Origin of the sequence: Enterobacter sp. 296B2 (assembly GCF_034106185.1) — a bacterium.
Classification (GTDB): domain Bacteria; phylum Pseudomonadota; class Gammaproteobacteria; order Enterobacterales; family Enterobacteriaceae; genus Enterobacter; species Enterobacter cloacae_N.
This window is the reverse complement of the sequence record NZ_JAWNCA010000002.1, coordinates 198,112-217,424: the sequence shown is the minus strand read 5'-3', so window position 1 is coordinate 217,424 and position 19,313 is coordinate 198,112. Positions and strand designations below refer to the sequence as shown.

Below are 19,313 nucleotides of genomic sequence, written 5' to 3'. Positions count from 1 at the left end.
TGAGGTGGGCTGAAAAAGTTGTTAATCATCAATGCATAAGTATTGAATTTAATGAGGAATGGAAAATCTCATGAACATCTCCTGAGTGCTGTATGGAGTTTAAGAATTATCTGGAACTTAATATCACTAACCAGGGAGTTTAATTAATAAGGGATGCGTCACAATGCCCGGTGTTTCATATTGTTCTTTACGTCAAAAATTATCCGTGTGGGTAATCCTCTTACATTATTTATTTTCCATCTTTTTGCTTACGGTCCCTCCCGTCGCGCGGGCGCAAACTGAAACCCGTGCGACCGTTGAAAGCGAAAGCAATCAACCCCTGCGGGATAAAATGGCCGGCATATGGGGAAGCGCCCAACAAAACGGCGCGGGTGATGCCCTGCGCGGTGCGGCAAACAGCGAGGTAAATGCCGCGTTAACGCAGGAGGTGGAAGCGTGGTTAAACCATACCGGCGGGAAAGCCCGCGTTACGGCAGATGTCGGTATTGGCGGGAGCGATAGTCGCGATTTTGGGCTGGACTATCTGTGGCCGGTTAAAATCTGGCAACACGACATTCTGTTCACTCAGATGAGCGCACACCGCTGGAACGAGCGCGATATCCTTAACGTTGGCCTGGGCTGGCGACATACCTTTAACCCGCATTTGATGGCGGGTGGAAACCTCTTTTTCGATCAGGATGTCACGCGCCACCATAACCGAATGGGGGCGGGCGCCGAGCTGTGGAGCGATGGGATTCGTGCGTCCGCGAACTACTACCTGCCCCTGAGCGGCTGGCGTCATTCTGACGACAGCATGTTTAATGACGATCCCGACCGCTATGAACTGTATGAACGTGCCGCCCGCGGCTGGGATCTCAATCTGGAGACGGCCCTTTCACAGCACGTCGCGCTCAAAATGGGCTGGTTCCAGTGGTATGGCGACAAAGTGGACGTTAACGGCAGCCGCAGCGAGGCCAGCCGCAATCCTCACGGGCTTAACCTCGGGCTTAAGTGGCAACCTGTGCCGCTGGTGGGGGTGAGCGCGGAGCAGAGCATGATCAGCGGCCAGCGGGATAACTTCTCTGTGGGACTCAATTTCCACTGGGAGTTTGGCCGCAAACTCTCCGAAATGCTGGCAAGTGAAAATGCGGCGGCTTTGCCATCGCTGATGCAGTCCCGCACAGAGTTCGTTACCCGTAATAACAACATCGTTCTTGCCTATAAGCAGGAAGAAAAAGACAGACGCCTCTATTTCAGCCCTACGGAAAAAACCACGCAGGCTGGCGTGCCGCTGCTTCATGCGGTGAAAGGTGGGCAGGGGGGCGTCATTCGCTACATCTCCTCCAACACGACGATCGCGACCGTGGAGCCGGGCAACGGTCTGGTGAACCCAGCGCATCGGGGCGATGTCACCATCACCGCAACGGAAACGTCACCTGTCGATCCGGAGCACGTGTTGAGTTCCGCCAGCTATCACCTGACCGTAACGCCGGGGGATTTTGCCCCTTCCGTTGAAGGCGTTGCCATTAAAGGGGACATGTCACCCGGCAAGATCCTGGAGGGAAGTTACCTCTATAAATCCAATGAAGGGGAAGATGAAGACCCCGGGCAAACCCGGCTGCGCTGGTATGACGCAGATTCAGGCGAGACGCTGAAGGAAGGGAGTGCCACGTATGAGGTGCAAACGCGTGATATGGCCCGCACAGTGATCTTCGAAGTCACGCCGGTCAACAAAAAAGGGATCGCGGGAGAGAGTGGGGCGGCGAAAGTTTCCGGTAGCGCAACGATAACCGCCCTGCGTATCGATCATCTGCTTTCACCGGGCGAGATCCGTCGTGACGGCAGCGTGAAGTTCTTCGAAGAAAGTCACGGTGCGTTGCTGCTATTAGCCGAGGTAAAAGACGGTCAGGGCTCTCCGCTGACCGATCAGATGGTGTACTGGCAGAGCAGGAACTCGCTTGGCTCGTTATCGCAAAACAGCGTACGCACCGATGAGCACGGTCAGGCGCTGGTCAAAATAGAAAACATCATGGCGGATGGCGAGGATGAAATCACGGCCTCGTTGATCCCGCCTGCCGGGATCCAGAGCAAAGCCAGCGATAACAGTGTTCAGCAGGAGAAGATGGCGCTGGTTGTCGATTTTGCCCACCCGCTTGCCATCCACTTCGTGGCGTCTCCCGGGCGTGCAGAAGTTGCCACGGAAAATACGTTCACTATTGAAGTTACCGATCAGGATGGTAAGCCTCTGACGGTTGAAAAAAACGTTACGTGGAGCAGCAACGGTGAAACCCTGAGCGGCAAAACGGATAGCGAGGGAAGAGCGTCCATCGCGCTCACCGCGCCGCAAAAAACAGCAGATAAGTGGGTGGTGAATGCCACGGTGGATACCGTGAGTAGCCCGTCCGATCCCGTAAGCCTTGAGCCGGGGTCGGTGGCAAAAGTGGTGCTGGAAGTCCCGGAAAACGCGGTTGCTGGCAGCGCGGATCAAACCGTCAGCGCGCAACTGTATGACCGGTTTGATAACGCGGTTATCAGCCGTAAACAGGCTATCGCCTGGCGGATTGAAGGGAGCCAGTTCCGGGAAGCGCCCACCGGAGACAGCGATGAGCGCGGTATTGTCAGTGCAACCGTCGTGGTGCCTGAAAAAGCGCCATCGCAGGTGAAAGTCTACGCCGGTGATGAGCATAAGATTATCAATGTGAATGTCGGGAAGGTGGATCATGTCGAGCTGAAAGGCACGCCAGATACGCTGAATGCCAATGGCAGCAGTACCTCTACTCTAACCGCCATCGCGCTGGATGAGCACAACAATAGCGTGTCGGAGGTTCCCGTGAAGTGGACCCTCATCACGCAGCAGTATGGCGCGCTGAGTAAAACGATTGAAAAAACGGATGCGGACGGCAAAGCGACGGCCACGTTTACGACCGCATCAGCGGGGGGCAATGCGCTAATTGAGGTCGACATCGACGGCAAAAAACAAACGACGCAGCTGACGCTTAACGGTTACCCGATTATCCGCAGCATCACGCTGAATAAAACCGCCGGGCTGAAGGTCGGCGACACGGTAAGCGTGGAAAAGGTGGACGTGGAGCAGAACGGCGGTGGCGAGGTGACGCTGAGCTACCAGTGGCATCGTGACGGTGGCGCGATCGATGCCGCCACGTCGGGCAGTTATCGCCTGACGGAGCAGGACACGGGGGCGACCCTCTTTGTGGCGGTAACTGCCACCAACGCGGCCAAAAATGAAGGGTATAAGGCGTCGTCGAACACGGAGCCGGTGGTCGGGAAGGCATCGACCGTGACGGTGAGCGCCAGCGCGGACAGCGTGGACGCGAACGGGCTTAACACCATCACCTACACCGCCACGGCGAAGGACACCTTCGGCCGTGCGGTCGTGGGCGAGGCGATTACCTGGGATATCGACAAGCCGGAGCTGGTGAGCCGGGGAGAGGCCAGCGCTGTTACCGATCCGGAAGGCACGGGAACGATGACCGTAACCACGAAAAAGACCGGCGGAACCGTCACGGTGAGCGCCACGGTCAATGGTAAAAAAGGCGAGTCCGGCGCGGTGCTGAAAGGGATTCCAACAATTAAAAGCATCACCCTGAACAAAACCGCCGGGCTGAAGGTCGGCGACACGGTAAGCGTGGAAAAGGTGGACGTGGAGCAAAACGGCGGCGGCGAGGTGACGCTGAGCTACCAGTGGCATCGTGACGGTGGCGCGATCGACGGTGCCACGTCGGGCAGTTATCACCTGACGGAGCAGGACGCGGGGGCAACCCTCTTTGTGGCGGTAACCGCCACCAACGCGGACAAAAATGAGGGGTATAAGGCGTCGTCGAAAACGGAGCCGGTGGTCGGGAAGGCATCGACCGTGACGGTGAGCGCCAGCGCGGACAGCGTAGAGGCGAACGGGCTGAACACCATTACCTACACCGCCACGGCGAAGGACCGCTTTGGCCGTGCGGTAGTCGGCGAGGCGATTGTCTGGGATATCGACAAACCGGCGCTGGTAAGCCGGGGAGAGGCCAGCGCTGCTACCGGCGCGGAAGGCGCGGGAACGATGACCGTCACCACGAAAAAGACCGGTGGAACCGTCACCGTGAGCGCCACGGTTAACGGGAAAAAAGGTGAGTCCGACGTTGAGGTTTATGGCACACCGTGGGTGACAGACCTGCATATCTCCGGCACACCGGAGGTGGGGCAGACCCTGAGGGCGGAATACACCTTCACGGCAAACGGGGCCGGTACGGATGCCTCCACCTGGCAGTGGCAGTGGAAGGAGGGTGACGCATGGAAAAATGCTGAAGACGGAACGGCAAAAACGTTCACGCTACCGGACAGCTATGCGGGTTACAGCGTGCGGGTGGTGGTGACGCCGAAGGGCAGCAGTCACCCGTCGCTGACCGGGACGGTACAGGAGAGCCAGGCGGTGGCGGCGTACGGCGCCCCAGCGGTGGAGGGCCTGCGTATCTCCGGCACGCCGGAGGTGGGGCAGAACCTGAGAGCGGATTATACCTTTATGGCGAACGGAACCGGTGCGGATGCCTCAACCTATATCTGGGCGAGGTACGAGAAAACCAGCTGGATGCCGATTGAGGGGGCAACGGGTCGGGAATATACCCTCCGGGCCGAAGATACGGGTTACAGCATTAAAGTGACGGTAATACCGAAGGGCAGCAGCCAGCCGACGCTGACCGGCGCGGTCCAGCATAGCTCCGCACAGGATGTTTATGGCGCGCCCTCGGTGACAGATCTGCGTCTCTCGGGCACGCCGGAGGTGGGTCAGGCCTTAAGGGCAGAATACACCTTCATAGCGAACGGAACCGGTGCGGATGCCTCAACCTATATCTGGGCGAGGTACGAGAAAACCAGCTGGATGCCGATTGAGGGGGCCACCGATCGGGAATACACCCTTCGGGCCGAAGATGCGGGTTACAGCATTAAAGTGACGGTAATACCGAAGGGCAGCAGCCAGCCGACGCTGACCGGGACGGTTCAGAGCAGCCCGGAGGTGAACGCTTTTGGGGCGCCTTCGGTGACGAATCTGAGGATTTCCGGCACGCCGGAGGTGGGTCAGGCCTTAAGGGCAGAATACACCTTCACGGCGAACGGAACCGGTACAGATGCCTCAACTTATATCTGGGCGAGGTACGAGAAAACCAGCTGGATGCCGATCGAGGGGGCAACGGGTCGGGAATATACCCTCCGGGCCGGAGATGCGGGTTACAGCATTAAAGTGACGGTAATACCGAAGGGCAGCAGCCAGCCGATGCTGACCGGGACGGTACAGAGCAGCCCGGAGGTGAACGCTTTTGGGGCGCCTTCGGTGACGAATCTGAGGATTTCCGGCGCGCCGGAGGTGGGTAAGGTCCTCAGGGCTGAATACACCTATACGGCAAACGGAAGCGGTACGGATAACTCTACCTATATATGGGGGAGGTACGAGAAAACCAGCTGGATGCCGATCGAGGGGGCAACCGGCCGGGAATATACTCTGCGGGCCGGAGATGCAGGTTACAGCATTAAAGTGACGGTAATACCGCAGGGCAGCAGTCAGCCACAGCTGCAGGGCGAGACACAACATAGCCCGGCGGTAGATGCGTATGGCGCGCCGACGGTGACGAACCTGAGTATTTCCGGTACGCCGGAGGTGGGGCAGACCCTGAGAGCGGATTACACCTTTACGGCGAACGGTACCGGTGCAGATGCGTCTACCTACATCTGGGGGAGATACGAGAAAACCAGCTGGATGCCGATTGAGGGGGCAACGGATCGGGAATATACCCTTCAGGCCGGGGATGCTGGGCACAGCATTAAAGTGACGGTAGTACCGGGAGGCAGTACTCAGCCGTCGCTGCCCGGCGCGGTGCAGAACAGCCCGGCGGTAGACGTTTATGGTGCGCCTTCGGTAACTGATCTGCACATCTCCGGGACGCCGAAGGTGGGGCAGACCCTGAGGGCAGAATACACCTTCAAGGCAAATGGGGCCGGGACGGATGCGTCCACCTTCCAGTGGCAATGGCAGGACGGTGCTGCATGGAAGAATGCCGCAGGCGGCACGGCAAGTACGTTCACGCTGCCGGACAGCTATGCGGGCTATAGCGTGCGCGTGGTGGTAACGCCGAAGGGAAGCAGTCACCCGTTGCTGACCGGTGTGGCACAGGAAAGTCCGCCGATGGCAGCCTATGGTGCGCCAGTAGTGACGGGGCTACGTATTTCCGGCACGCCGAAGGTGGGGCAGACCCTGAGGGCGGAATACACCTTCAAGGAAAACGGGGCCGGTACGGACGCCTCCGGCTTCCAGTGGCAGTGGCAGGACGGGGCAACATGGAAGAACGCCACAGGCGGCACGGCAAGCACGTTCACGCTGCCGGACAGCTATGCGGGTTACAGCGTGCGGGTCGTCGTAACGCCGAAGGGCGCTGGCCAGCCGTTGCTGCCCGGAACGGTACAGAATAGCCCGGCGGTAGCGGTATATGGCGTGCCGTCTGTGGTGGGGCTGAGGATCTCCGGCACGCCGGAGGTGGGGCAGACGCTGAGCGCGGAATATACCTTCACGGCAAACGGATCGGGTTCGGATGCCTCCACCAGGCAGTGGCAGTGGAGGGATGGTCAAACGTGGAGAAATGTTGCAGGCGGCACGGCAAAAACGTTTACGCTGCCGGACAGCTATGCGGGCTATGACGTGCGGGTAGCCGTAAAGCCTAAAGGTTCAGGGCAACCTGAGTCCGGCAATGAGGTCTTTAGTAATGCTGTTACCATAAGATCTAAGCCCGTGCCTTTCGTTACAAATTTGGGATACAGCGGCAAAACCGGGGCCTGTAACAGAATAACGGCAACCTACACTTATAATGCTAATGGCGGAGCATCTGAAGGCAACACTATATTTCAGTGGAAATGGGGAAGCACCGTCGTTTCCAACGTACAAGGCGTTACTTTAGGCTATTGGGGTGAGGTCACACTGTATGTGACGCCAGTAAATAAAGACGGTATCAGAGGTAAGACGGAATCAAAAACGTTTAAAAACACGGGATCAAGTACCTGTGATTGGTAAGTAGGTTAATTCTTTCTGAGGTACTTTTGTAAACAGGGGGGCATAAGCCCCCCTGAATCCTACCTGTCGAATATTTGTTTACGGAGCACAGGGATAAAATTCATGAATAATGTTTATCCTGAAAAGCAAGCATCACTACTCATCGGTGATGCAGCCACGCATTTATCCTTGCAGGGTATTAATATTGATCATGTTTCGCTCAGTCATTACCTGAGTAAAAAACTTGAGTATGCCAGGCGTATTGATGATTGCCTGTATGCTGAGGTGATTTATCTGGCACTTTCAATGTTGAAGGAAAACGCTCAGCCCTGCGGGCAATGCTGTTGTCAATATTATGAGTGGCTTGATACATCTAACGGTTAAAGGCATGGCTTTTAATTCGCTTTCAAAGCTGATTATTACTGCTTCGGGCAATTTTCACTTCTTCAGCAAAATCCAACGCTTCTTTGTAATCAAAACGACGCGTCTTTGCGTTATGCCTGCCGGGTAACGGTGCCGGTATTTTCACGCCGAATAGCTCACCTGTCGTCATCAGCGCATAAACTAATTCAGCTTCAGTGACATCGGCCATCTTCGCCATAATATTCGTCCTGATACAAAAACTTAACTTCACGTTTAGTCCTCCGTTTGCAAAAGCGTTTCAGTCATGTTGCCTTCTGTAAAAATCGATAATGCTGTCGAGATTGGGTCGCATAAAGTTCATGGCGTCGATGGTTTCACACCAGCCCGAAAGGGATTCATTTGCTTTTACATACCATGCATGCTGTTCGCTTCGGGGGTGATGACCTGTAATCAAAACAAGCATGTCGGGTTTAATTCTTCTGATGAACTCCAGATACTTCACCAGATGCACCTTCGTGCCAAACGTGTCGGCATCAATAATGCAAAGTATTTTATCTCTGGCGATAAAGTAATAACGTGCAATTTCTGCAAGCCCTTTTTCAAATAAAAAAGAGTTTGTTCGCACGCAAACCCGAATTTTTTCAGGGGGTTGTTTAACTGAATGATCCATCTTTTGTCTCGCTCATCATGGTACAAAATATGAGATGGCTTTCAAGGCTACTATTCCAGACTAAAGGCTGGCAAGGCATTATATTCATTACTCAGAACAAAATAAGATGGGATTGGTATTGTGATTATTAAGAATCCTCTCTTTGTCTATGAGCTAATAATAAATAACTGCTGATATTATTCAGAGCCATGTTCTACTGACTGGCACATTAAGATATGGTCAGTGTTGTGCAAAGTTGTAATTTTTATTTTTTTCAAAGAGGATTTTTTCATGACAAAGGACATCGAAAGTCTTAGCATTAGCAATGCTTAGCATTTTTTTTCACAGCATCAGGATGTGCCAGTGATTACGCGCGTATGATCAACATTGAAAATCCTGACCATCTGAAAATCAGGATTTATAATGCTATCTATGAAGAGGGTAACAATAATGATTTTATTACCCATGTCTGGTTTGGTAACGAAGAAAACGGCGTCAACTTACAGGCAAACGGTAAAAACTGTAGTTATAAGAAAAAGAATTACCGTTTCGTTAACTCTCCCGTGGTCACCATTATTAATGATTCATCTTTAAATCTGCGACCCTATTTTTCTGTTAACGGGAGCGATTTTTTTGCTGCCGGCAGCTCGATCATCCCCAACGGGATCCGAATGTTTACCGGGGACAGTGGCACATGGAAAAAACAGGGCGTTCGCCACGGTGATAACCTGAAAGTGAAGTTTAGCTACGCGCTGGCTGAGCCGGGTTCACAAAAAGAGGTCATCTGTCCCTCGCTGGACTCCTTAACAGAAAACCAGCTTTATCGTCTTCAGGGTGGGGAGCAAAATGCGCTCTGCGCCCTTGAGAGTAACGAGATTCAGATAAAAAACGATCGTATTCAAAAAGCTAACAAAGCCGTCAGGCAACATCTCAAAAGCGTGTTGCCTGACGCGTCATAGTCTTATGGAATGGCGGTCATCACCCATTGTGGTCGATATTGTTGCTCCCCACCTTTGATATCACACCAGGCCATTAGCGGGTCGGTAACGGCGCCAGTTTTTTCATAGAGTAACATTGTACTGCTCTCCGGGTTGGGTTCGGATGCTTTAACCCCTGCGGGTAGCCACCATTTGCAGGCAAACTGAGAAACATCGGGTATGGAGCCCGGATCCGGAATGACCTGCGCCACATTGACGCTCGCATAACCTTTCAATGATTTCTGGGCGGCAGCCACCTGGTCTTTAATGATAAAAGACGTATCGGGAATCGCGCCGTCAGGAAAGAATGCTTTAATCTGCGGCCAGATCCGGGCAATCGGCATTGCCTGGTTATAACCATTCACCAGCTCACCGCTGGTACTGAGTGCCAGAACGCGCTGCGTGTAGTTATCGATCAGCGGCGCACCTACGCCCGGCTTCATAGGGTTGTTCTTATTACCCATATCGTTGTTGTATGTGCTACAACGATGCCGGAACTGACCCGCTTCGCGGTCGTATAGCTCAATAGCACAGTGGGTGCCATCTGACTTATTCACTGCAGCATACAAACGCGCATTATCTTTTTTAAACTGCGCCTGCGGCAGATAAAATTCGGTTTTTTGGGTGGCAATGTCGTTAGCCTTCGTCTCATCTCTTGGATCAATTCCTAAATAACCCAGTGATTTGACAAAATCTTCCTGCGCTTTATCGCCCGCAAAATCTAACGACAATAAACGATATTTACCGTCTCTGCTGGATGACTTGCCAAACGCTTTCACTTTGGCCGTTTTCTTTATCTGATAACTGGTACAATCATTTGGATTGACCTCAACCTCCTGAACAAACCAGACCTCTGTGGTTCTCACCTTTTTATCTTCTTTTAACGGGAAACTGCTTAATACCAGCAGGTCACCATCAACCCCTTTTTCGCCGATGCGCCATCCGGTATTGTAATGCGGTTTTTCTCGGTCATAGGTATCGCGGATCACCGCGACGGGTTTTGTATAGTTATAGATAAAAGGTGAGTCTTTAAAGCAGGAGTGCGGGAGCGGGTTTTTGTCACCCGGAATGATATTAAACAATGACATATCCTGAAGCGCTGGCTCGCCCCTGACCTGGAAGGCAATTTCGGCCTGTCGGGAAGAGGGAAGTGCAGAACCATCGGCAGCTAACAACCGTACCGTTACGCTATCACCAAAGATGGATAATGCATCGAAACTGACATGGTGCTCATCTGAGCCGCTCAGAATTTTCTCAGCCGCATAACGGTAAACTTCGTTGTTATTTTTACCCGCAATTTCCACTATCGCATCGGCGGGCAGGTTAGCATACGAGATATGGACATCAAGCAGCGCCGCATCTTCTATAACAACCGTCTCCTGCGTTTTATTTTGATTAAGATAATTATCAGCGACCTCCAGTGGGGTATTCGTTACATGATTATTTACCGTTATTGCCTGTTCGCCTGCAAATACAGGAAGGATGCTTTGAGATCCCACGGCCAGTGAAATAAGAAGGTAAGCCAGTCGTTTTTTTGGCATATACGCACTCTCCAGTTTGTGTATTTCCGCACGTCCAGAGTGACGATCAATAACATGCCCGCCATGGCCCCGCTGGTAAGAAAAAGATATATTTTTATGATATTGTGTCTAACACCGTATTATTCCATTAGCGACCACAGGCCGCAGGCAGCGGGGCCTGCGGATCGCTCTCTACCTGAAATTTCCAGTCGTAATACGTTTTGGCTTTGGCAAACTGTTTTGGATCGTGACGAAAGCCGGTTTTTTTCCGTGGTGTACCTTTTCCGAGACTGCGCACGCCAATCCATCGCCCCTGAGGGTCGAGGATCATTCCCCAGTTTTTACTCCCGGTTAGCGGGTCGGCGTAGTGCTGGCGCAGGTGATAAAGCGGTTTTCGCCCGCGTTTATCAATAAGCAGCTGTTCAAAACGCACGGGAAAACAGCCATCACCGTTGCCGCGGTAGGCTTGTATCGCTGCGCGGATTTGATCGCCGCGAAATAAAAGCTCAGCCTCCTGCTGCGCCTGATAACGCATCTGCACCTCGTCGCGGCTTTTCAGCAGCGACAACGCCAGCGTGGAGAGCGCAATCAGCAGCAAAAGATAGGTAAAGCCTCCCTGTTGTTTAATCGAACGCATCGGGATGATCCTGCCCGGGTTTAGGTGGCGTCTCGACGTCAATAATTTGCCCTTCGTCATCGGTCTTCGCTTCCCAGATATCGCGGCGGTTGGTGATCGGATCCAGCGGCATCTGGCGCAGATAACCGGCCTCGATCAGATCCTCCAGGCTGTATGGCCCCGCCAGGCGATCGCGGCGGTAGTGATCGATCGCGCTGCGCAGCGCATGCAGGTTATGCTCGCGCACCACCTCTTTGGCTCTGTCCGCGTGCTGGAAAAATCGTGGGGCGACAAGGGTCATCAATGTCGCGATGATTGCCATCACCACCAGCAGCTCGATGAGCGTAAAACCTTTTTCACCATTGCGCATAGGGCACTCCATTCAAACCGCTGGCCGTACTGGTGCTGCTGACATCAAACACATCTTTCCCTCCGCCGCTGAAATCGCCGGGTGGCTGTGTGGATGCGCGTAACCGCCAGGTCTCTTCATCATTTTTTCCCTCGCAATCGCACATCGGATCGCGCGGAATATGGCGCAGAAAGTAGATCATCGCGCCAGTGGGCGACGTCTTATCCCGCACGCCTTCCACCAGGCTTTTTAGCGACGGCGGGTATCCGGATTCGCTGGTTTTTTTCTCAATGATGCCGTCCACGCTTGCCTGGTGATAACGGTCAATGGCATCGCGCAGCGTGCGAAGCGACTCGCGTAGCTGCGTCTCCTGCTGCCGCTGGTGATAGTTACGCATCAGCGGCGCTGCGGCAGCGGCAAGCGTGGCGAGTAGCGCCAGCGTGACGATCATCTCAATCAAGGTAAAACCGCGCTGGCGCTGCATTACGATGCTCCGTTTTCCGTTTCAGACTCATCGAGGATCGGTGGCGGCAGGGTTGCCGCGCGGTCAGGGAAATGAGCGGGCGGCGCAAGCGCCGGTGCGGTAAACCCGCTGCCAGGCTCGTCGCGCTGCAGGTCGCGCAGCTGGATGCTGTCGCCCGTTAAATCGTCGCTACCCATCTCAATGGTACTGACGTGGCTTCCCGGTAAATCGAGGTTGCGTTCGATGGTCGGCGTAATTAACAGCACGACCTCCGTGCGCTCTTTATTGTCGGAATTGCTGCTAAACAGGCGGCCCAGCCCTGGGATGTCACTTAATAATGGCGTTCCTTTTTGGGTCGTGGTTTCATCCTGCTTGATCAGCCCTGCCAGCATCTGGGTCTCGCCGTTCATACTGCTGAGCGTGGTATTGGCTTCGCGTTTCGTGGTGCGGTAATACTTTGCGCCGTTCTCGCCGGGTTCCTCGGCACCCAGGGCACTGAGCGTGAACTTCACCTCCATTGAGATATTGTCATCCATACTGACTTCCGGAGTGACTTCCAGCTTCAGGCCGACATCCTGATAATCCACTTTCTGTTGCGAAATACCGTCGTTGACGGTTGTGGTCAGTACCGGGATAGTTTGACCAATATCGACCAATGCTTTTTTATTGTTTTTCACCCGGATCCGCGGGTTTGCCAGCACTCTGGCGTTGCTCAACACCTTTTTCATGTCAATGGTCATATTGTCGACATCGACCATGATATTTTTGGCGCTCAGGTCGCCCAGCGGGATCCCACTTCCCTTTAAATCACCGTCTTTACTTTTGGCAAAACCCGCGCTGATGGTTTGCGGCAGCTTCACGCCAAGCGCTTCAAGATCGTTGGTATTCACCTCCAGCACCTCAACGGCCAGCGTGACCTCCGCTTCAGGCCGGTCGAGCGTCACTAACAGGCGCTCCGCTTTTTCCACGCTCTCTTTTGGCCCGCGCAGGGTGACGGAGTTGGTTCGCTCATCAACGTGCACATCCTTCAGCTTGACCATGTTGCGCAGGGCGACATTGACATCTTTCGCTTTCGCGTAGCCCAGGAAGATGGTTTTGACGACCACGTCACGATAGATCTTCTCTTTTTGCGCGGTAGCGGGGTAGATCAGCAACGTATTGCTGTTCAGCACTTTTTTCCGCAGGTTATTCGACAACAGCAGCACGTTGATGGCATCTTCCGCAGTGGTGCGTTTGGCGATAAGGCTGCCGGTGGTGCTGGAAGAAATATCTTTGTCGAAGATGATATTGACCCCGGTCATCTGGCTGATGGTGTTAAAGATGGCCATCAGGCTGTGCTCGCGAAAATTAAGCGCAATCGTTTTTTGCAGCTCCCGGTTCAGACGCTGCTCCGGCTGGTTGATCCGTGAAACCTCACGCATCAGATGATCGCGCAGGGCGCGCGCCTGTGGCCAGTTAGGGTCCTCTTCCAGCACCTGCTGGATTTTGTGCAGCGCGCGTGCCGGGTCGCGGGTGCTGTTAGCCACCGCCTCCTTATACAACGTGTCCAGCGCCCGACGGGCATCGAGTTTACGTAGCCCCTGCAGGGCGCGCAGGTTGCCGGGCTCATAGGTAAGCGCATCGCGCCACATTTGCGTCGCCAGGGTGTAGTTATTCTGACGCACCGCGAGATCGGCATTTTTCAGGTAGTCATTTACCAGCTTTTTGCTGATATCAGCCTGCTCGGCGCGAAGCGCAATATCCTGCGGACTGGCGATGCGCTGTTGGTCTATTTCCTTCAGCCGCTTAACCAGTACCTGTGGCGAGGCGGTCACCGATTCCCGGGCCGGAGGCGCCGCACGTTGTGCACAGCCGCTCAGTAGCGCGCATGACAACAAAAAAGTGAGAGCAATTGTTTTTTTCATGATTAATGTGTCGGTTCCGATTGCAGTTCATCCAGTTCCAGCCGCTGCTGGGTATGGGTGGGCTGCCATTCAAACAGGAGGTGGTCGTTCGCCACCGCTTTTAAAATCCAGTTGTTGACCGGCGAGCTACCGATCCAGATCCTGCCGTCCGCTCTGCAGTGCTCGCAGACCGGCCAGGTCTCTTTGCCATCCGTCAGCACAACGATCCTCTGACGGTTTTCCCACCAGGCGCCGAGAAGCTGGAACGGTAGCGGCGGTGCGGTCGGTATCGCCTCTTCAGGCCGATCGCTGTCCGGCTGCTCTTCTGCCGCGTCTTGCGCCCTGCTGTGTGGGGTTGAAAAGAGATCGACGCGCGTTGGGTGAGCCGTCTCAGGCTTTGCCGGCGCGGGGCGCGGGCGTGAGACCGGCTGCACCTCAGGCGGCGCTTGCGATATCTCTTCATCGGCAAACTGGCTCCAGAACACAGCACCGGCTGTCAGCACCAGTGCGAGCTGTAAATAGCGCGGCAGTTTCATGGCGACTCCTTCAACAGACGAAGCTGCACGGTGGCGCTGAGCTGGCTTTCCGATGGCCCGGCGCGCCGCAGGCTTAGCTGCTCAATGCGTAACGGCAGGGTGCGGCTCAGCGTTTCCAGCGCGTCCACCAGCGGCAGATATTCACCGCGCAGCGGAATATCCAGCCGTAGCGCGGTTTTACCGTCGTCGTTTTCCAGCTGGTAGCGGCTGGCGTCCACCTTCATTCCCCGGCTCCTGAGCTGCTCAAAAATGAGCCTGACCTGCTGATATTCTCCGAGGCTGATGCGGTTCTGGAGTTCCGGCTGCTGTTTATCCAGCGGCAGCGCGGTTTGTAGCTGCGTCTGGATCCGGGCAAGGTTCTCCTGCAAATGAATGGTGTGCGGCCGCACGCCGCCCAGCCATAACACCAGCAGCCCAGCGGGAAGCCCGGCGAGCACGAGCGGAAGCGTTCCGATGCGTCCGGCAAACAACGCCGCCTGCCAGCGCAGCACGGCGGATTTATTCTGAAGCCGCATGGTGCTCCTCCGTCGTCACCTTGACGTCGAGTACCGCGTTAATCGGCCAGGCGGGATCGCCCTGCGCCGACTGGCGATGGTTCTCCAGCACCACATGCGCGGGCAACTGCTGTAGCCGCTCGCTAAAGGCGAGTAGGGCGTCAAGATTGCTTGCATTCACCGTTAGTCGCGCATCGCCTTTACTGGCAATGACGTCAATGCTCAGTAGCGCAATATCAGGAGTTAGCACGCTGCCGATGTTGTCCAGCAGTTTGATAGCCGGTGGGACGGCCTGTAGCTGCTGAGACATACGCAACCGGCGCTGCTCTGCTTCACGCAGCTGGCGCAGAGTCTGCTGCCGTTGGGCGAGCTGCTGCTGTACCTTCGACGTCTCCAGCTCAATGCGCTGGTGCTCAAACAGGCCATACACTACGGCGCTGGCGAGCGGTAAACAGAGGAGTCCGGTTAACAGCAGCGTGCGTGCGGCCCACGGGGTGCTACGCGTAAACAGCGGTGCCATGTAGACTCTCCTGTAGCGCGACTTCCTGGTGATGCTCGCCGTCGGTATGAATGACGTAGCCTGGACATTCCTGCATTCCGCTTAGCCGGGCGATAACCCGCAGCTGGGCGTCCATCTCCTGCTGTGGAAGAGTCAGTGTCCAGACGTCACGCCAGCTGTGATGCTGACGGCTGGCAATCCGGCTATGGTGGGGACTCATCGCCACAAACAGGCCGTTTTCCGGCAGGGCGCGGGCGAAGTGGCTTAAAAGCTTTTGAAACGGCGTGACAACCCCGCGAAAACGCAGCCGCTCCCGACGCGCCAGCGCGCCAAGCAGATGCCAGCAAGGTTGCTTCAGGCACGCGGCCAGCGCCGACTGCTGCCAGTTCAGGGTCTCGAAGCGCACCAGCCAGTCGACGGGCGGACTCGCGCGATGAACCGCCTGTTGTCGGGCGAGTTGGAGCAGCTCCTGCGGTGTGGTCACGCCGTCATGCCAGGGCTGGATTAAAAACGTCAGATCGTCGGTATCGAGGTGAAATTCCACCGCGTCACGCCACGGTAAGGCGGCGGGGCGCAGGCGCAGCAGCGTTTCAAGCGCGGCCTCCAGAGGCTGATCGGGCTGGCGTTCATGCGTGGCAAGTACCACATTGTTGCGGCGCAACCGCACGGCATGAGGCCAGATGTCGCACTGCCAGGTGTTAGTGAGTGATAACACGGTTCACCTCCTCCCAGGTGGTTTTGCCTTCGACCACGGCGCGCAGCGCGATGGTTGAGAGCGGAACAAAACCGTCATTCAGCGCCACCTCCTTTAACTTGCGCCGGGGCGATCGCTCCAGCATTGCTTCTTTCATCGCATCACTGAAATGCAGCACTTCCGCCAGCGCTAGCCTGCCGCGAAAGCCGCTGTCGCGGCAGGTATCGCAGCCCCTCCCTCGACGCCATCGGGGCGTAAGCTGCTGTAGCGGGCCGGATTGCCACGCCGCGAGAAGGTCATCCGTGGGCGTGGTGTCATCAATACAGTCCGGGCAAATCTGGCGAACCAGCCGCTGCGCCACGACGCCGTTAAGGGCGGTGATCAGGCTGGCGGGCTCGACCTGCATATATAAAAAACGTTCCAGTACGCTAAAGACGTCATTGGCGTGAACCGAGGAGAGCACCACGTGGCCGGTGAGCGCCGCCTGCACGGCAATGCCGGCGGTTTCGCCATCGCGGATCTCACCCACCAGAATGATGTCCGGGTCGTGACGCAAAATGGCGCGCAGGCCTCGGGCGAAGGTGAGCCCTTTTTTATCGTTGACCGGAATTTGCAGCACGCTGTTGAGCTGGTACTCCACGGGATCTTCAATGGTGATGATTTTGCATTCACCGCTGTTGAGTTCGCTGAGTGCCGAATAGAGGGTGGTGGACTTCCCGCTCCCCGTAGGTCCGGTGACGAGCACCATACCGTGGGGCAGATGGGTTAACTGACGAATGGCGCCCAGCGTGTGCTCATCAAAGCCGAGCGTCTCCAGGCGCAGGTTTTGATCGTGTGATTTATCCAGCACGCGCAATACGGCATCCTCGCCGTACACGCCCGGCATAATGGACACGCGAAAATCGACGGGACGCTGGAGAATTAACGCCTTAAAGCGTCCGTCCTGAGGCGTGCGCCTTTCGGAAATGTCCATACAGCTCAATACCTTGAGACGGGAGATCACCTGTTCCGCCTGCTGAAGCCCGGCGCAGTGGCGAATGCTGTGCAGGACGCCATCGATGCGGTACTTCACCATCAATCCATCCGCTACGGCGCAAAGGTGAATATCGCTGGCCCGGCTTTGCAGGGCATCAAACAGCGTGGCGTTAACCAGCTTAATGACGGCATGGGGTTCACTGGCAATGGCCGCAGGGGTGATCTCCAGCCACCGGGCCTCTTTATTCTCTTCACTCTGCTGCTGTTCCAGCTGATCGAGCGTGCGCTGCTGTTTGGCGAGCTCATCAAGCCGGGCATTAAGCTGAGAAAGCGGAGCCAGCGCGGGTAACGCATTCACGTTATAGGCCCACTGGCGCAGCGCCAGCGAAAACGGATCGCCCAGCGCAACGTGGAGCTGCCCGTTCACGCGCAGCGGCAATGCCCGCTGGCTGAGTGATTCGGTCAACGGTACGGCTTCGAAATCCTCTTCGCTGTCGGCGAGCTGTGTGGGTGAGAGCGGCGTGAGCCCCAGGGAACCGGCGGCTTCTTCTAACGCGCCGGGGAAACTGTCCAGCAGTTCCGCCAGGGCCTGACAGCGCTGCTCGTCCGGCAGGTCGAAAAGGGGGTCTACAGACGGTGAGTGAGACATTATTGCAATCCTCCTGCCAGTTCAAAAATGGGCATGTACAGTAAAAACACGACGAGCCCAACGATGCCGCCAACGACCATCATCAGAATCGGTTCAAAAATTTTGCTAAAGGTTTCAATCGCGCGTTCCAGCGATTCATCATAAAAAGCGGCGATCCGCTCGCACATGGCAGGCAGTTCGCCGCTGCGCTCGCCGACCTGCAGCAGACGGCTGGCGACAGGAGTCGTCATCTGCTGGGCTTCCAGCATGCGGGAGAGCGACTCGCCGGCGGCGACGTCGCGGATAACCTGTTCAACCTGCTGACGATGCGTGGCGGGCAGGATCTCCCGGCTCAGCATTAACGCATCAGGCGCGGGGAGGCCGCCCTGCAGCAGCAGGCCCAGCGTGCGGTAGAAACGCACCAGCACAGAAAGCTGATGCTGCTGGCGTAAGGCGGGAATGCGCAGCAACAAACCGAGCGCACGCTGGCGCAGGCGCGGGCTACGCACCGCCATCACGATGCCTGCAACCGCTGCCGCACAACCGGCCAGCAGCAGTGAACCATGGGTTTGCGTCAGACGTCCCCACCAGAGGATAAGCTGTGCGCTGGCGGACGGGTTCTTCATCCCGTCAAACACCACGGAAAAACGCGGAATAATAAAGCCGAGCAGAAAGAACAGAATTATCCCGCCGGCCGCGATCACAATTGTCGGATAGAGCAGGGTTGATTTAATCCGCTTGCGCAGAATTTCCATTCTTGATTCGTAAAACTGAAAACGCTTTAGCGCTTCGGGTAAGTGTCCGGTTTGCTCAGAAGAGGCGACGGTATTAATCAGCAGAGGCGGAAAGAGCGCCGGTAGCGCCATCATCGCCTGGGATAGCTGTGCTCCTTCATAGAGCTTTTTAACCAGCGTATCCAGAACCAGCGAGGTACCACCGTCGCGGCTGCTTTCGCGCAGCGCTTCGACGGCCTCGACCACGACCAGCCCGGCTTCCAGCAGGGCGATAAGCTCCTGCAAGAACAGATTCAATGGAAAGCGTTTCTCCTTGCGGGCAGGACGTTCCTGTACCTGCAAAACGATGCCGCCGGCGGCAATAATGCGGGCGCTGGCATCATCAGGCGACGCGGCAAGCACGGTTTGATTGACGCGCTTCCCCCCCTGAAGGATGGTGACGATATATGGTTTCATTTTGGCGACAGTGTATGGCTCTGCCTTTTAAGGCGGGCATAATGCGGAGCCACTTTTTTTATATATTGTTGACGAAGCGCGCGGCGCTGCGGCGTATTTGCCGTTCCGGCGTTATATGCGCCCACCGCGTCCCAGGTATAACCAAAGCGCTGGATTTGACCTGCCAGGATCCAGGCGCCGGTCATGACACTTTGGCAAGGGTCGGTCAGCAGATCTTTTTGACTAATACGAAATTTACGCAGCGCATCGAAGTGAATGCTATTGATCTGCATCAGCCCGACATCCAGTGAGCCATCACGGTTTTTGTTGATGGCCCGCGTGTTGCCGTTGGATTCCACTATCGCTATCGCCTGTAATAGCTCTGGCTCAATACCGTAACGTTCTCCCGCCAGCTGCCAGCAATCGGCGCGGCAGGAAAATACGCTGAAGATAAACAGCGAATATAAGGACAGGCGCAGCATG

General features: G+C 55.7%; 17 protein-coding genes. 3 read left to right on the top strand and 14 right to left on the bottom strand.

Features of this window, described 5'->3' with window-relative positions; genetic code table 11:
- Nucleotides 1–331 precede the first annotated feature (331 nt).
- Together URZ40_RS02615 and URZ40_RS02610 are read left to right on the top strand one after the other, a co-directional pair.
- Nucleotides 332–7,036, top strand: coding sequence for an inverse autotransporter beta domain-containing protein (locus tag URZ40_RS02615; RefSeq protein ID WP_320719724.1), 6,705 nt, complete (start codon nucleotides 332–334; stop codon nucleotides 7,034–7,036).
- 102 nt (nucleotides 7,037–7,138) lie between these two features.
- Nucleotides 7,139–7,399, top strand: coding sequence for a hypothetical protein (locus URZ40_RS02610; RefSeq protein ID WP_316380298.1), 261 nt, complete (start codon nucleotides 7,139–7,141; stop codon nucleotides 7,397–7,399).
- Between the two features lie 22 nt (nucleotides 7,400–7,421).
- Here the strand turns inward: URZ40_RS02610 and URZ40_RS02605 are convergent, their stop codons facing one another.
- Entirely contained in the window at nucleotides 7,422–7,616 is a 195-nt protein-coding gene (locus tag URZ40_RS02605; protein ID WP_316380299.1) for a hypothetical protein, read from the bottom strand.
- 60 nt (nucleotides 7,617–7,676) lie between these two features.
- Nucleotides 7,677–8,048: a hypothetical protein gene (locus URZ40_RS02600; RefSeq protein WP_320719722.1), complete on the bottom strand. Its 372-nt coding sequence runs from the start codon at nucleotides 8,046–8,048 to the stop codon at nucleotides 7,677–7,679.
- A gap of 356 nt (nucleotides 8,049–8,404) precedes the next feature.
- Here URZ40_RS02600 and URZ40_RS02595 point away from each other — a divergent pair, with 356 nt between their 5' ends.
- Complete coding sequence (locus URZ40_RS02595; RefSeq protein ID WP_320719721.1) at nucleotides 8,405–8,986, top strand: hypothetical protein; 582 nt, start codon at nucleotides 8,405–8,407, stop codon at nucleotides 8,984–8,986.
- Between the two features lie 2 nt (nucleotides 8,987–8,988).
- Here URZ40_RS02595 and URZ40_RS02590 read toward each other — a convergent pair whose 3' ends face one another.
- The 12 genes from URZ40_RS02590 to URZ40_RS02535 all read right to left on the bottom strand — a co-directional run bounded on the left by URZ40_RS02590 (nucleotide 8,989) and on the right by URZ40_RS02535 (nucleotide 19,312).
- Nucleotides 8,989–10,545, bottom strand: coding sequence for a hypothetical protein (locus tag URZ40_RS02590; protein WP_320719720.1), 1,557 nt, complete (start codon nucleotides 10,543–10,545; stop codon nucleotides 8,989–8,991).
- 127 nt (nucleotides 10,546–10,672) lie between these two features.
- Entirely contained in the window at nucleotides 10,673–11,161 is a 489-nt protein-coding gene (locus URZ40_RS02585) for a type II secretion system protein (protein WP_163330374.1), read from the bottom strand.
- On the bottom strand, nucleotides 11,148–11,510 hold the full coding sequence (locus URZ40_RS02580; protein ID WP_080442026.1) for a type II secretion system protein: 363 nt from the start codon (nucleotides 11,508–11,510) through the stop codon (nucleotides 11,148–11,150). The genes URZ40_RS02585 and URZ40_RS02580 overlap by 14 nt, the downstream gene beginning before the upstream one ends.
- Nucleotides 11,497–11,973 (bottom strand): type II secretion system protein, encoded by a 477-nt coding sequence (locus URZ40_RS02575; protein WP_061099126.1) that lies wholly within the window; start codon nucleotides 11,971–11,973, stop codon nucleotides 11,497–11,499. The genes URZ40_RS02580 and URZ40_RS02575 overlap by 14 nt, the downstream gene beginning before the upstream one ends.
- Nucleotides 11,973–13,766: a secretin N-terminal domain-containing protein gene (locus URZ40_RS02570; RefSeq protein ID WP_302221131.1), complete on the bottom strand. Its 1,794-nt coding sequence runs from the start codon at nucleotides 13,764–13,766 to the stop codon at nucleotides 11,973–11,975. The genes URZ40_RS02575 and URZ40_RS02570 overlap by 1 nt, the downstream gene beginning before the upstream one ends.
- 92 nt (nucleotides 13,767–13,858) lie before the next feature.
- Nucleotides 13,859–14,371 (bottom strand): hypothetical protein, encoded by a 513-nt coding sequence (locus URZ40_RS02565; protein WP_166710203.1) that lies wholly within the window; start codon nucleotides 14,369–14,371, stop codon nucleotides 13,859–13,861.
- Nucleotides 14,368–14,886, bottom strand: coding sequence for a hypothetical protein (locus URZ40_RS02560; RefSeq protein WP_163330377.1), 519 nt, complete (start codon nucleotides 14,884–14,886; stop codon nucleotides 14,368–14,370). Before URZ40_RS02560 ends, URZ40_RS02565 begins: the two co-directional genes overlap by 4 nt.
- On the bottom strand, nucleotides 14,870–15,385 hold the full coding sequence (locus URZ40_RS02555) for a hypothetical protein (RefSeq protein ID WP_320719719.1): 516 nt from the start codon (nucleotides 15,383–15,385) through the stop codon (nucleotides 14,870–14,872). The genes URZ40_RS02560 and URZ40_RS02555 overlap by 17 nt, the downstream gene beginning before the upstream one ends.
- Complete coding sequence (locus URZ40_RS02550; protein WP_116341753.1) at nucleotides 15,363–16,079, bottom strand: hypothetical protein; 717 nt, start codon at nucleotides 16,077–16,079, stop codon at nucleotides 15,363–15,365. Before URZ40_RS02550 ends, URZ40_RS02555 begins: the two co-directional genes overlap by 23 nt.
- Nucleotides 16,063–17,682, bottom strand: a complete 1,620-nt coding sequence (locus URZ40_RS02545; protein WP_320719718.1) for a GspE/PulE family protein — start codon at nucleotides 17,680–17,682, stop codon at nucleotides 16,063–16,065. The genes URZ40_RS02550 and URZ40_RS02545 overlap by 17 nt, the downstream gene beginning before the upstream one ends.
- Nucleotides 17,682–18,851 carry a type II secretion system F family protein gene (locus URZ40_RS02540; protein WP_116341749.1) on the bottom strand — a complete coding sequence of 390 codons (1,170 nt, stop codon included), beginning with the start codon at nucleotides 18,849–18,851 and terminating at the stop codon, nucleotides 17,682–17,684. Before URZ40_RS02540 ends, URZ40_RS02545 begins: the two co-directional genes overlap by 1 nt.
- Complete coding sequence (locus URZ40_RS02535) at nucleotides 18,848–19,312, bottom strand: lytic transglycosylase domain-containing protein (protein ID WP_166710209.1); 465 nt, start codon at nucleotides 19,310–19,312, stop codon at nucleotides 18,848–18,850. Before URZ40_RS02535 ends, URZ40_RS02540 begins: the two co-directional genes overlap by 4 nt.
- Nucleotide 19,313 lies beyond the last annotated feature (1 nt).

Bases quoted from the DNA above. Each gene is read 5' to 3' on its own strand.
- URZ40_RS02615 (WP_320719724.1), top strand. From the start codon at position 332: ATGGCCGGCATATGGGGAAGCGCCCAACAAAACGGCGCGGGTGATGCC.
- URZ40_RS02610 (WP_316380298.1), top strand. From the start codon at position 7,139: ATGAATAATGTTTATCCTGAAAAGCAAGCATCACTACTCATCGGTGAT.
- URZ40_RS02605 (WP_316380299.1), bottom strand. From the start codon at position 7,616: ATGGCGAAGATGGCCGATGTCACTGAAGCTGAATTAGTTTATGCGCTG.
- URZ40_RS02600 (WP_320719722.1), bottom strand. From the start codon at position 8,048: ATGGATCATTCAGTTAAACAACCCCCTGAAAAAATTCGGGTTTGCGTG.
- URZ40_RS02595 (WP_320719721.1), top strand. From the start codon at position 8,405: ATGATCAACATTGAAAATCCTGACCATCTGAAAATCAGGATTTATAAT.
- URZ40_RS02590 (WP_320719720.1), bottom strand. From the start codon at position 10,545: ATGCCAAAAAAACGACTGGCTTACCTTCTTATTTCACTGGCCGTGGGA.
- URZ40_RS02585 (WP_163330374.1), bottom strand. From the start codon at position 11,161: ATGCGTTCGATTAAACAACAGGGAGGCTTTACCTATCTTTTGCTGCTG.
- URZ40_RS02580 (WP_080442026.1), bottom strand. From the start codon at position 11,510: ATGCGCAATGGTGAAAAAGGTTTTACGCTCATCGAGCTGCTGGTGGTG.
- URZ40_RS02575 (WP_061099126.1), bottom strand. From the start codon at position 11,973: ATGCAGCGCCAGCGCGGTTTTACCTTGATTGAGATGATCGTCACGCTG.
- URZ40_RS02565 (WP_166710203.1), bottom strand. From the start codon at position 14,371: ATGAAACTGCCGCGCTATTTACAGCTCGCACTGGTGCTGACAGCCGGT.
- URZ40_RS02560 (WP_163330377.1), bottom strand. From the start codon at position 14,886: ATGCGGCTTCAGAATAAATCCGCCGTGCTGCGCTGGCAGGCGGCGTTG.
- URZ40_RS02555 (WP_320719719.1), bottom strand. From the start codon at position 15,385: ATGGCACCGCTGTTTACGCGTAGCACCCCGTGGGCCGCACGCACGCTG.
- URZ40_RS02545 (WP_320719718.1), bottom strand. From the start codon at position 17,682: ATGTCTCACTCACCGTCTGTAGACCCCCTTTTCGACCTGCCGGACGAG.
- URZ40_RS02540 (WP_116341749.1), bottom strand. From the start codon at position 18,851: ATGAAACCATATATCGTCACCATCCTTCAGGGGGGGAAGCGCGTCAAT.
- URZ40_RS02535 (WP_166710209.1), bottom strand. From the start codon at position 19,312: ATGCTGCGCCTGTCCTTATATTCGCTGTTTATCTTCAGCGTATTTTCC.